Source organism: Halomonas sabkhae, from assembly GCF_030409265.1.
GTDB lineage: Bacteria > Pseudomonadota > Gammaproteobacteria > Pseudomonadales > Halomonadaceae > Halomonas > Halomonas halmophila.
In genome coordinates, this window is sequence record NZ_JAUFPM010000023.1 from 258,954 (window position 1) to 270,776 (window position 11,823).

The 11,823-nt window shown below is 63.5% G+C and carries 9 protein-coding genes; 3 read left to right on the forward strand and 6 right to left on the reverse strand.

Features of this window, described 5'->3' with window-relative positions:
* Positions 1 to 108: 108 nt before the first annotated feature.
* The 4 genes from QWY79_RS15010 to QWY79_RS15025 all read right to left on the reverse strand — a co-directional run bounded on the left by QWY79_RS15010 (position 109) and on the right by QWY79_RS15025 (position 4,706).
* Entirely contained in the window at positions 109 to 1,293 is a 1,185-nt protein-coding gene (locus QWY79_RS15010; protein WP_290274521.1) for an acyl-CoA dehydrogenase, read from the reverse strand.
* Positions 1,294 to 1,412: 119 nt separating this feature from the next.
* Positions 1,413 to 2,312 carry a 3-hydroxyisobutyrate dehydrogenase gene (gene mmsB, locus QWY79_RS15015; RefSeq protein WP_290274524.1) on the reverse strand — a complete coding sequence of 300 codons (900 nt, stop codon included), beginning with the start codon at positions 2,310 to 2,312 and terminating at the stop codon, positions 1,413 to 1,415.
* Positions 2,313 to 2,395: 83 nt separating this feature from the next.
* Positions 2,396 to 3,511, reverse strand: coding sequence for an enoyl-CoA hydratase/isomerase family protein (locus QWY79_RS15020; RefSeq protein WP_290274528.1), 1,116 nt, complete (start codon positions 3,509 to 3,511; stop codon positions 2,396 to 2,398).
* Between the two features lie 28 nt (positions 3,512 to 3,539).
* Entirely contained in the window at positions 3,540 to 4,706 is a 1,167-nt protein-coding gene (locus tag QWY79_RS15025; protein WP_290274531.1) for an acyl-CoA dehydrogenase family protein, read from the reverse strand.
* A 311-nt stretch (positions 4,707 to 5,017) separates the two neighbouring features.
* Between QWY79_RS15025 and QWY79_RS15030 the strand changes: the two genes are divergently transcribed.
* Both QWY79_RS15030 and QWY79_RS15035 read left to right on the forward strand, forming a co-directional pair.
* Positions 5,018 to 5,491 carry a MerR family transcriptional regulator gene (locus QWY79_RS15030; RefSeq protein ID WP_290274534.1) on the forward strand — a complete coding sequence of 158 codons (474 nt, stop codon included), beginning with the start codon at positions 5,018 to 5,020 and terminating at the stop codon, positions 5,489 to 5,491.
* 261 nt (positions 5,492 to 5,752) lie between these two features.
* Positions 5,753 to 7,435, forward strand: coding sequence for an AMP-binding protein (locus QWY79_RS15035; protein ID WP_290274537.1), 1,683 nt, complete (start codon positions 5,753 to 5,755; stop codon positions 7,433 to 7,435).
* A gap of 259 nt (positions 7,436 to 7,694) precedes the next feature.
* On the opposite strand, the gene QWY79_RS15040 is transcribed toward QWY79_RS15035, so the two are convergent.
* Together QWY79_RS15040 and QWY79_RS15045 are read right to left on the reverse strand one after the other, a co-directional pair.
* Complete coding sequence (locus QWY79_RS15040; protein ID WP_290274540.1) at positions 7,695 to 9,284, reverse strand: peptide chain release factor 3; 1,590 nt, start codon at positions 9,282 to 9,284, stop codon at positions 7,695 to 7,697.
* 22 nt (positions 9,285 to 9,306) lie between these two features.
* On the reverse strand, positions 9,307 to 9,684 hold the full coding sequence (locus QWY79_RS15045; protein WP_290274542.1) for a hypothetical protein: 378 nt from the start codon (positions 9,682 to 9,684) through the stop codon (positions 9,307 to 9,309).
* Positions 9,685 to 9,814: 130 nt separating this feature from the next.
* Here QWY79_RS15045 and QWY79_RS15050 point away from each other — a divergent pair, with 130 nt between their 5' ends.
* Positions 9,815 to 11,797 carry a capsule polysaccharide biogenesis protein gene (locus QWY79_RS15050; RefSeq protein WP_290274545.1) on the forward strand — a complete coding sequence of 661 codons (1,983 nt, stop codon included), beginning with the start codon at positions 9,815 to 9,817 and terminating at the stop codon, positions 11,795 to 11,797.
* Positions 11,798 to 11,823: the final 26 nt, after the last annotated feature.

Sequence of the window (11,823 nt, forward strand, 5' to 3'; positions counted from 1 at the left end):
GAGCGAAGGGTTAGACAAGGCAAAAATCAGCGAAAAGACGGAGTTTACAGTCAAGTAAATGAGTACTTTGAGCTGATTTTTAACGCCGTATAACCGAGCGCAGCCACTTCACCTACCAGTGAACGCCTGCAGACCGGTCTGCGCCCTCCCCAGAATCAGCGCGTGGACGTCATGGGTGCCTTCGTAGGTATTGACCGCTTCGAGGTTCATCACGTGGCGGATCACGTGATATTCGTCGCTGATGCCATTGCCGCCATGCATGTCGCGGGCCTGGCGGGCGATATCCAGCGCCTTGCCGCAGTTGTTGCGCTTGATCAGCGAGATCACCTCGGGCACCAGCTGGCCGTCGTCGATCATGCGACCGGCGCGCAGCGTGCCCTGCAGTCCCAGGGCGATCTCGGTCTGCATGTCGGCGAGTTTCTTCTGGATGAGCTGGTTGGCCGCCAGCGGACGACCGAACTGCTTGCGCTCCAGGGTGTAGTCGCGGGCCGCGTGCCAGCAGGCCTCGGCGGCGCCCATGCTGCCCCAGGCGATGCCGTAGCGAGCACGATTCAGGCAGGAGAACGGCCCCTTGAGCCCGGAAACGTCCGGCAGGCGCTGTTCATCGCTCACTTCGACATCCTGCATGGCGATCTGCCCGGTGACCGAGGCACGCAGGCTGAACTTGCCGTCGATCCTGGGCGCCGTGAGCCCGGGCATGCCCTTGTCGAGGATGAATCCCCGCACCACGCCTTCCTCGTCCCGCGCCCAGACCACGAAGACATCGGCGATCGGGGAATTGGTGATCCAGGTCTTGGTGCCGTTGAGGCGCCAGCCATGCTCGGTGCGCACCGCCCGGGTCGACATGCTGCCCGGATCGGAGCCGTGATCCGGCTCGGTGAGGCCGAAGGCCCCCACCCACTCGCCGGTGGCCAGGCGCGGCAAGTATCGATCCTTCTGGGCCTGGCTGCCGAAGGCATGGATGGGGTACATCACCAGGCTCGATTGCACGCTCATGGCGCTGCGATAGCCGGAATCCACGCGTTCGACCTCGCGGGCGATCAGGCCATAGCTGACATAGTTCATCCCCGCACAGCCATAGCCCTCGATGGTGGCCCCCAGCAGGCCCAGCTCGCCCATCTCGGTCATGATCTCGCGGTCGAAGCGCTCGTGACGATTGGCCTCGAGCACGCGTGGCAGCAGCTTGTCCTGACAGTAGTCATGCGCCGTCTGCTGGACGAGGCGTTCGTCCTCCTCGAGCTGGTCGACCAGACGAAAGGGGTCGTCCCAGGTCATGCGGGTAATCTGGCTCATGCGAGGCTCCACATAAAAATATCGATATTTTTACAAAATGTAGACTAAACGAGCCGAAAAACCAACCCCGTCACCCCGACGGCTCGACTTCGATGCTGCTGGCAAGGACCGCCACGCCGTCAGTCGTCTTCACCGGCACGGTAGAGCTTCTGAATGCTCGAGAAGTCCAGCCTGCCGCTGCCCTGAGCGCTGTGCAGAGCGAACAGATTGCGCGCCTGGGAGCCCATGGGCACCGTGGCCCGCGTCTTCTGCGCCAGCTCCCAGGCCAGCCCCAGGTCCTTGGCCATCAGGTCGGTGAGAAAGCCGCCCTGATAATCCCGCGACGCCGCCGATTCCGCCATCACGCCCGGCCACGGGTTGTAGACGTTCAGCGCCCAGTTGCCGCCACTGCTCTGCTTCATGATCTCCGACAATACGGCAGGATCCAGGCCATTCTTCACGCCCAGCGACAGGGCCTCGGCCGTACCGCTCATCAGAATGCCCAGCAGCATGTTGTTGCAGATCTTGGCCACCTGGCCATCACCGATATCACCGGCGTGGAAGATATTGCCCCCCATGCACTCGAGCACGGGCCTGGCCAGCTCGAAGCCGGCCGCATCGCCGCCGACGATGAAGGTCAGGGTGCCCGCCCGGGCACCACCGATGCCGCCGGAAACCGGCGCATCCAGGTAGGTCAGGCCACGCTCGCGGGCCGCCTGACCGACCAGGCGCGCATCATCCGGGGAAATCGTCGAAGCATCGATGATCAATGGCTGGTGCGCCAGGGCATCCAGCAGCCCCGGTCCATCGTCCCCCAGATAGAGCCCGCGCACATGCTCACCCGCCGGCAGCATCGAGATCACCACCTCGGCCTCGGCACAGGCCGCTGCGGCACTCGCTGCACGTGTCGCCCCCTGTTCTTCCATGGCCTGCATGGCGCTGGGGACCAGATCATTGACGACGACATCATGTCCGGCGGCCAGCAGGTTGCCGGCCATGGGCATGCCCATGTTGCCCAGTCCGATAAAGGCGATATTCATGGCGTTGCTCCTCGATGTTGGCAGCAGGATGCTGCGCTTCGAATCACTGGCGGATTTCCGCCAGGGCTCCGGTCACACGCCGTTCAGCCCAGATCTTTCAAGGGGTGATCGGCGTCATCCCAGGGCGAGCGCAGAAGAGCCTCGACGTCCGCCGGGGGCACGCTGGCCACGTCGGCATGTGACCAGCGCGGCTGCTTGTCCTTGTCGACCAGCAGGGCCCTGACGCCCTCGCCGACATCCCCGTGGTGAGACACCTGGACCGACACGCCGAGCTCATCGCGAAATGCTTCGGCCAGGCTGCTGTGACGATGGCGTTCCAGCATCCGCCACACCAGATGGGCGGTCATCGGGCAGCCCGTGGCCAGCCGCTGGCGGTTGGCAGCGAGCCAGGCATCCTCGCTGTCATCATTCAGCACCTGCGTCACGGCCTCGCTGACCGTGCCGCGATCGGTCAGCGACTGGACATGATCGCGTTGCGCCATGACCCGCCCTTGCGGGGCCTGGCGCCGATCCTCGACACTCGCCACCGCCTCGATCACCGCGCCACGACAGCCGGCCATGTCGCGCGCCCCGTAATCCGCCTCGGTCAACGCCGCCAGCAGTGCATCACGCCGGTCACGCGGCACGAAGCGATCCGCCAGCCCCAGGTCCAGCATGTCACGGGCATTGAGCTGCGCTCCCGTCAGGCCCAGATAGGCGCCGATCCCCCTCGGCAGACGAGCCAGCAACCAGCTGGCGCCCACGTCCGGGTACAGACCAATGGTGATTTCCGGCATGGCCATCAGGCTGGTCTCGGTGACCAGGCGCTGAAAGCCACCGGCCATCAGGCCCACGCCGCCACCCATGATGATGCCGTCGCCCCACACCAGCAGCGGCTTGGGGCAGGTATGCAACCGATGATCCAGCGCATACTCGGCAGCGAAATAGGTCTCGGCAAAGTCGGCACGACTGTCTTCCTGCAGCGATCGATACAGAGCCACCACGTCACCACCGGCACAGAAGGCCTTGCCGCCGGCCCCTTCCAGCCAGATGGCCACCACGGCGTCATCCTGCTCCCAGGCATCCAGTTGCTCGTTCAATAGCCGGATCATCTCCAGCGACAAGGCATTGAGGGCTTTCGGCGCATTCAACCTAGCCAGGCCGAGGCGTTCTCCCCCGCGCGTCGGCCATTCTTCAAAGTGCACCAGGGCTTCGCTCATCTGGACTCTCCTGAGAGGGGGTTAAAAGTTATTGAAAGGACTCGATGACACCGTCGGCCAGCAGGCGGCGCGCCACGATCAACCGCATGATCTCGTTGGTGCCTTCGAGGATCTGATGCACCCGCGTATCACGCACCAGACGCTCCAGAGGATACTCACGAATATAGCCATAGCCACCATGCAGTTGCAGGGCCTCGTTGCAGACGTGAAAGCCCGCATCCGTGGCATACCGCTTGGCCATGGCACAGTGCGCCTTGGCCTCCGGGTCCTGTGCATCCAGCCGCCAGGCGGCGTGGCGCACCATCAGCCGTGCCGCGGTCAGCTCGCTGGCAATGTCGGCAAACTTGAACTGCAAGGCCTGAAAGGTCGACAGCTCGCGTCCGAACTGCTTGCGCTGGGCCATGTAGTCGCGCGCCAGGGTCAGCGCCTGCTGGGCGGCCCCCAGCGAACAGCTGGCGATGTTCAGGCGGCCGCCATCCAGACCGCGCATGGCCAGCCGGAAGCCTTCGCCCTCTTCCCCCAGGCGATTGCCGACCGGCACGCGAACATCATCGAAGCTCACCAGACGGGTCGGCTGGCTCTTCCAGCCCATCTTGTCCTCGTTCCTGCCGTACTCGATGCCGGCGGCATCCGCCGGGACCAGCAAGGCCGAGATCCCCGCGGCACCACTGTCGGGCTCGCCGGTGCGTGCCATGACCACCAGCATCTGGGTGTCACCGGCGCCGGAGATGAACATCTTGGAGCCATTCAGTACATAGTCATCGCCATCGCGCACCGCCCGGGTCTTGAGACTCGCCGCATCCGAGCCGGCGCCGGGTTCCGTCAGGCAGTAGGAGCCCAGCGACTCGCCCGCTATCATCGACGCGAGGTGTTGATCACGCAGGCTGTCGCTGCCCCAGCAGGCGACCATCCAGGTCACCATGTTGTGTATGGTCAGGTACGCCGTGGTGGAGACACAGCCCTGGGCCAGCTGCTCGAAGATCAGGGACGCATCGAGACGCGACAGCCCCAGACCACCCTGCTCCTCGGCAATATAGATGCCCAGAAAACCGGCCTCTCCAGCGCGCCGAATCACATCCACGGGAAAATGCGACTCCGCATCCCAGCCGGCGGCATGCTCGCTGAACTCCGCCCGGGCAAAATCCGCGGCCGCAGTGGCCAGTGCCTTCTGATCCTCGCTCAGCGCAAAATCCATGGGAACCTCTCACAAGACGACAGGAAACCGGGCGATGACCGCAAGGGCGACACCCGGGCAGGTACTACCAGACAGCAAGCCGCTGAGCGCCCTCGCGCCGACCGAGACCCATGCCCCGGGCATGCAGCTTCATTTACCCTAGCAGTTGCTTGGTTTATCCCACACCTCACCATGGTCGAACAAGCACTTTACGTAAACGTAAAGCTGATCTAGGCTTTGCGACATATCGGCAAACGCTTCTCCAGGCACCGTCCCGGACGGCGAAGCCTTGTAGCCAGGCCGCTCAGAGGTCAACAGGACACCTACACTCGATGATCGAAGAGACCACCGCAGACAAGCATGCATCAGCCGACCAGGCGACAACGAGCGGCAGCGATGCCGGCAGCCAGGCACTGCCCCGACAGCAACGCACCTACAGCATCAGCGAGCTGGCCGGCCTCTTCGAGGTCACGCCCCGCACCATCCGCTTCTACGAACAGGAAGGCTTGCTGTCACCCCAGCGCCAGGGCCAGAAACGCATCTACCGCGACAAGGACCGCGTGCGTCTCAAGCTCACCCTGAGAGGCAAGCGCCTCGGCTTCTCACTCGCCGAGATCCGCGAAGTGGTGATGATGTACGACGCCATGCCCGACGGAAACGCCCGGCAGCTCAAGCGACTCATCGAGATCCTCGAGGAAAAACGCGCCGACCTCGACCGCCAGGAAGACGACATCCGCCAGATGCGGCGGGAAATGGACGACGTCGATCAGAAAGCGAGGGATGCGCTGGACGCGCTGGATAGGTAGCCGTCATTCAGCGAGAAACGAGAAGCGAGAAGCGAGAAGCGAGAAGCGAGAAGCGAGAAGCGAGAAGCGAGAAGCGAGAAGCGAGAAGCGAGAAGCGAGAAGCGAGAAGCGAGCAGAATATTGCCACCGCGCGCTTGGCCGTCAAGGCCGCAGCTCGTAGCCCGCAGCTGAAAATCGTGCACTCAGCCTAAAGCTTGCAGCCAACAGCTCGAAACTCGTCGCTCGAAACTCGTAGCTCGCGACACAACAAAAGGAGCCGCCATGTCACGCCGGATCAGTTACGTCAGCGGGGTCAGCGATACCCCACTGAAAGGCCAGACCATCGGGGATTGCTTCGACGACACCGTGTCCCGTTTCGGGGATCGGGATGCCTTGATCAGCCGTCACCAGGGGCTGCGCTACAGCTGGCGGGAGCTGCGTGACGAGGTGGATCGGGTGGCGCGGGCGATGATGGCGCTGGGCGTGGAGAAAGGTGATCGGGTGGGCATCTGGTCACCCAACTGTGCCGAGTGGGCGATCACCCAGTTCGCCACGGCCAAGCTCGGCGCCATTCTCGTCAATATCAACCCCAGCTACCGGACCCATGAGCTGGAGTACGCGCTGCGGCAGTCGGCCACCTCGACCCTGGTACTGCAGGGCGCCTTCAAGGGGTCGGATTATGTCGCCGCGCTTGCCGAACTGGTCCCCGAATTGAACGATGCCAACGGCGCAGACAACTGGCAGTCCGAGCGCCTGCCCGAATTGCGAGGCGTCATCTGCCTGGATGCCACTCGTGCCCTGCCCGGCATCCGCTCCTGGCAGACCATGCGCCAGCATGCCGATGACGTCAGTCCCGAGGCGCTGGCCGAGCGCCAGGCCAGTCTGCAGTTCGACGAGCCGATCAACATCCAGTACACCTCGGGCACCACCGGCGCGCCCAAGGGCGCCACCCTCTCGCACCACAACATTCTCAACAACGGCTTCTTCGTGGCCCGCACCATGAAGCTCGACGCCAGCGATCGCATGGTGATCCCGGTCCCGCTCTACCACTGCTTCGGCATGGTGATGGGCAACCTGGGCTGCATGACCCACGGCAGTACCATGATCTACCCGGACCAGGGCTTCGACCCGCTGCTGACGCTTCAGGCCGTCAGCGAGGAAGGCGCCACGGCCCTGTACGGGGTCCCCACCATGTTCATCGCCGAGCTCGAACACCCCGAGTTCGAAGACTTCGACCTCTCGACCCTGCGCACCGGCATCATGGCCGGTTCCATCTGCCCCATCGAGGTCATGCGCCGCGTTATCGAACGCATGCACATGCAGGAAGTGACCATCTGCTACGGCATGACCGAGACCAGCCCGGTGAGTTTCCAGACCAGGACCGACGCCCCGCTCGACAAGCGCGTGACCACCGTCGGCACCATACACCCGCACACCGAGGTCAAGCTGATCAGCCCCGACGACGGCAGCGTGGTACCGCCCGGCACCCCCGGCGAACTCTGTACCCGGGGCTACAGCGTCATGCTCGGCTACTGGAACAACCCGGAAGCCACCCACGACGCCATCGACCCGGCCGGCTGGATGCACACCGGCGACCTGGCCACCATGGACGACGACGGCTACGTCGCCATCGTGGGGCGTATCAAGGACATGATCATCCGCGGCGGCGAGAACATCTACCCCCGCGAAATCGAGGACTTCCTCTACACCCACCCCGCCATCTCCGACGTCCAGGTCATCGGCGTGCCCAGCGAGAAGTACGGCGAGGAAATCATGGCCTGGATCAAGCTCAGCGAAGGCGAGTCACTCGACGAAGACGCCCTCAAGGCCTTCTGCCAGGACCGCATCGCCCACTTCAAGATCCCCCGCTACATCAAGTTCGTCGACGAATTCCCGATGACCGTCACCGGCAAGGTGCAGAAGTTCAGGATGCGGGAAGAAGCCGTGGAGGAGTTGGGGTTGTGAAGCTGTCTTAAGCTTGAAGCCGGAAGCTTGAAGCTGTCTTAAGCTTGAAGCCGGAAGCTTGAAGCTGGAAGTAAACCCAAGGTCAAAACCAGACAGACCCTGTTTAGGTGCAGTTGATTTCTCTTCCAGCTTCCAGCTTATAACTTTCAGCTCCGGGCGAAGCCCGGGAGGTTTTTCTTCCAGCTTCCAGCGGCGTTAGCCGCGCTCTTCCAGCTTCAAGCTCCAGGCCGTGCCCGGGCGAAGCCCGGGCACGGCCTGGTCAGTGCTCCCTCGTATGATGAAACTTCACGTTCGGCCAGCGTTCCTGGGTCATCTGCAGGTTCACGCGGGTCGGGGCGATGTAGGTCAGGTGGCCGCCGCCGTCGATGGCGAGGTTGGCGCTGGCCTTGCGCTTGAAGTCTTCCAGCATCTTGGGGTCGTCGCACTCGATCCAGCGGGCGGTCTGCACATTGATGCCTTCATAGATGCAGTCGACCTTGTATTCCTGCTTGAGCCGGTGGGCCACCACATCGAACTGCAGGACACCCACGACGCCGAGGATCAGGTCGTTGTTGTCCAGCGGCATGAACACCTGGGTGGCGCCCTCCTCGGAGAGCTGCTGCAGGCCTTTCTGCAGGGACTTGAGTTTCATCGGGTCGGTGAGACGCACACGCTTGAAAAGCTCCGGGGCGAAGTGGGGAATGCCGGTGAAGCGCATGCTCTCGCCCTGGGTGAAGGTATCGCCGATCTGGATGGTGCCGTGGTTGTGCAGGCCGATGATGTCGCCCGGCCAGGCCTCCTCGACGTGAGCCCGGTCCGATGCCATGAAGGTCAGCGCATCGGCGATCTTGACGTCCTTGCCGATGCGTACATGGCGCATCTTCATGTGGCGTTCGTACTTGCCGGAGCATACCCGCAGGAAGGCCACCCGGTCCCGATGGTTGGGGTCCATGTTGGCCTGGATCTTGAAGACGAAGCCGCTGAAGCTGCCATCCTCGGCCTCGACGGTGCGCAAGTTGGTGTCGCGCGGCTGCGGGGACGGTGCATACTCGACGAAACCGTCCATCATCTCGCGCACGCCGAAGTTGCCCATGGCGGTGCCGAAATACACCGGCGACAGCTCGCCGCGCAGATAGGCATCGTGGTCGAAGGTATAGGACGCGCCGCGCACCAGCTCGACCTCCATGCGCAGCTCCTCGGCCGCATCCGCGCCGAGCACCTCATCGACTTCGGGGTTGTCGAGCCCCTCGATGCGGTTGTCCTCGGGGATGCGGTTGCCCTGCCCCTGCTTGTAGAGGTGAATCACGTCATCGTAGAGGTGGTAGACCCCCTTGAAGTGGCGCCCCATGCCGATCGGCCAGGTCATCGGGGCACACTTGATCTTCAGCACCTCCTCGACCTCGTCCATCACCTCGATGGGATCACGGATATCGCGATCCATCTTGTTGATGAAGGTCAGGATCGGCGTCGTCCGCAAGCGACAGACCTCCATCAGCTTGATGGTCCGGTCCTCGACACCCTTGGCCCCGTCGATCACCATCAGCGCCGAATCCACGGCGGTCAGCGTGCGGTAGGTATCCTCGGAGAAGTCAGCGTGGCCCGGCGTATCGAGCAGGTTGACGATGCGCCCGTTATAGGGGAACTGCATCACCGAGGTGGTCACCGAGATGCCCCGCTCCTGCTCCATCTTCATCCAGTCGGAGGTGGCGTGGCGATCATCCCGCTTGCTCTTCACCGACCCCGCCATCTGGATGGCGTTACCAAACAACAACATCTTCTCGGTGATGGTCGTCTTGCCCGCATCTGGGTGCGAGATGATGGCGAAGGTCCTACGAAGCCCGGTCTCATGGGCCTGCTTGGCGTCTGTCATTACTACTCGGCTCTACTTTGTACTAGCCCCTGTACTCAATTCCGGAAGCAGCCAGGCGAGTATGGATGAGGAATGCGGCAATTGTACCGGCAAGGCGAGCGGGGTGCACCCAAAGCTGGAAGAGCGCCGCTAGATCAAAGCTGGAAGAGCGCCGCTTCGCGGCTGGAAGCTCGAAGCTGGAAGTCACCCCAGGGTCCAAACCAAACAGACCCGGCTGGGAGCCGTTGCTTTGTCTTCCAGCTTCAAGCTCCGGGCCCAGCCCGGCTGGTTTCTCTTCCAGCTTCAAGCTTCCGGCTTCAAGCTCCGGGTCCAGCCCGGTTGGTTTTTCTTCCAGCTTCAAGCTTCCGGCTTCAAGCTCCGGGCGAAGCCCGGCGGGTTTTACGTTGTTCACCTGCGACACCGCGCCGATTCCTGCACATCCTGATACAATCGCCCGTTTGATAAATCGGCTCGTGGATTTACAGGACAAGCACTTGACCAGGTCTCGATCAGCCAAAGCTACCAGAACTGTCGCGGTATCCACGCGTCGCATGCGGGCGTTGCCGATTCTGCGTGCCTGCCTGCCCGAGTTCGAGCACTTCCCCGTGTTCGGTAGCTGGGCGGCGCGTCGTGCGGGGGTGATCGCGGGCTGGGGCTTGAAGCCGAGTTCACGCAAGGCGCGTGACCATGCCGAGGCGCAGGGGCTGCCCTATCTCGCCGTCGAGGATGGTTTCCTGCGCTCCTGGGGGCTCGGCGTCGAGGGGCATCCCCCCCACAGCCTGATCGTCGATTCGGTGGGCATCTACTATGACGCCAGCCGACCCTCCGAGCTGGAGCAGTTGATTCAGGCAGCCGACAACTTCCCGGCGAACGAGCTCGAGCGGGCACGCCGCGGCATGCAGCGGCTTCGCGAGCTGCGTCTGTCCAAGTACAACCATGCCCCGGATCGCCAGCTGTTCAACGACCGGCGCCCGCGCGTACTGATCGTCGACCAGACCGCCGGCGATGCGTCCATCGAAGGGGCACTGGCGGCGGCCGAGGATTTCCAGTGCATGCTCGATCATGCACGCAGCGAACATCCCGACGCGGAAATCCTGGTCAAGGTGCATCCCGATGTCATCGCCGGCAAGAAGGCCGGCCACCTGCTGCATGCCGGCGAGATTCCCGGCTGCCGTCTGATCGGGGAGGTTCTCAACCCCTGGTCGCTGCTGGATGCCGTCGAGTGCGTGCACGTCGTCAGCAGTCAGCTGGGCTTCGAGGCCCTGATGGCCGGCAAACGGGTCGTCTGTCACGGCGTGCCCTTCTATGCCGGCTGGGGACTGACCGATGACCGCAAGCCCTGTGCGCGACGCAATCTGCCACGCAGCCTGGAGCAGGTCTTCGCCGCGGCCTATCTGCGCTATGCCCGTTACGCCAACCCCTATACCGGTCTGGCCACCGACTTCGAGGAAGCCCTTGAACTGATCGGCGACCAGACTCGCCAGCAGCAGCGCCTGGCGGGCGACTGGGCCGTCTACGGCCTCTCCTCATGGAAGCGCGGCTTCGTCGGCGACTTCCTCGGCGCCCTCAGCCGGGTCCGCCATATTGCGCACGACCAACCGCCGCAGGATGCCGAGGACCATGAACGCATCCTGTGCTGGGCGTCACGACTGGACGCCGACGCCGAGCAACGCTGCCAGCACGCCGGCCATACCCTGTGGCGCATGGAGGATGGCTTTCTGCGCTCCATCGGTCTGGGCGTCGACCTTGCCCGTCCGCTCTCGCTGGTCGTCGATGCACTGGGCATTCATTACGATGCACACCGGGAAAGCGAGCTCGAGCGTCTGCTCAACGAGGCCGAGTTCTCGCCGGCCCTGCTCGAGCGGGCCGCCGGACTGCGCCAACGCCTGGTGGCCCTGCGCCTCTCGAAGTACAACCTCCCCGGAAGGCGACCTTGCCAACGGCCCCAGGGCGACCGCGTTCTGCTGGTGACCGGTCAGGTGGAAACCGATGCATCCATCGCCAATGGCACCTTCGATATCCGCACCAATGGCGACCTGCTGGCCGCCGTGCGCGAGGCCAACCCGGACGCCCGGATTCTCTACAAGCCTCACCCGGACGTGCTGACCGGCGCTCGCATCGGCGCCCTCGACCCGGAGCATGAGCGCCTGCACGACGAGCAGGTCAGTGATGTCGATATCGTCGACCTGCTGGACATGGTCGATGAGGTCCATACCATGGGATCACTGGCGGGCTTCGAAGGCTTGCTGCGCGGCAAGCATGTCGTTACCTACGGCATGCCGTTCTATGCGGGCTGGGGACTCACCGAAGATCGCCATCACTGCCCGCGTCGGCGGCGAACCCTGGAGCTGGATGCCCTGGTGGCAGCGACCCTGATCCTCTACCCGCTCTACGTCGACCCCGGCAGCCGCCGACTCTGCAATGCCGAAACCGTGGTGACACTACTCGAACAACAGCGTGCCCAACATCATCGCCCGGCCTGGTGGACCCACCTGTATCGCTGGTACCGCAACACCTTTATTGGAAAGCATTAATCTTGAATTCGCCGAAACGTTCTTTC

Bases quoted from the DNA above. Each gene is read 5' to 3' on its own strand.
- QWY79_RS15010 (WP_290274521.1), bottom strand. From the start codon at position 1,293: ATGAGCCAGATTACCCGCATGACCTGGGACGACCCCTTTCGTCTGGTC.
- QWY79_RS15030 (WP_290274534.1), top strand. From the start codon at position 5,018: ATGATCGAAGAGACCACCGCAGACAAGCATGCATCAGCCGACCAGGCG.
- QWY79_RS15025 (WP_290274531.1), bottom strand. From the start codon at position 4,706: ATGGATTTTGCGCTGAGCGAGGATCAGAAGGCACTGGCCACTGCGGCC.
- mmsB (WP_290274524.1), bottom strand. From the start codon at position 2,312: ATGAATATCGCCTTTATCGGACTGGGCAACATGGGCATGCCCATGGCC.
- QWY79_RS15040 (WP_290274540.1), bottom strand. From the start codon at position 9,284: ATGACAGACGCCAAGCAGGCCCATGAGACCGGGCTTCGTAGGACCTTC.
- QWY79_RS15035 (WP_290274537.1), top strand. From the start codon at position 5,753: ATGTCACGCCGGATCAGTTACGTCAGCGGGGTCAGCGATACCCCACTG.
- QWY79_RS15020 (WP_290274528.1), bottom strand. From the start codon at position 3,511: ATGAGCGAAGCCCTGGTGCACTTTGAAGAATGGCCGACGCGCGGGGGA.
- QWY79_RS15050 (WP_290274545.1), top strand. From the start codon at position 9,815: ATGCGGGCGTTGCCGATTCTGCGTGCCTGCCTGCCCGAGTTCGAGCAC.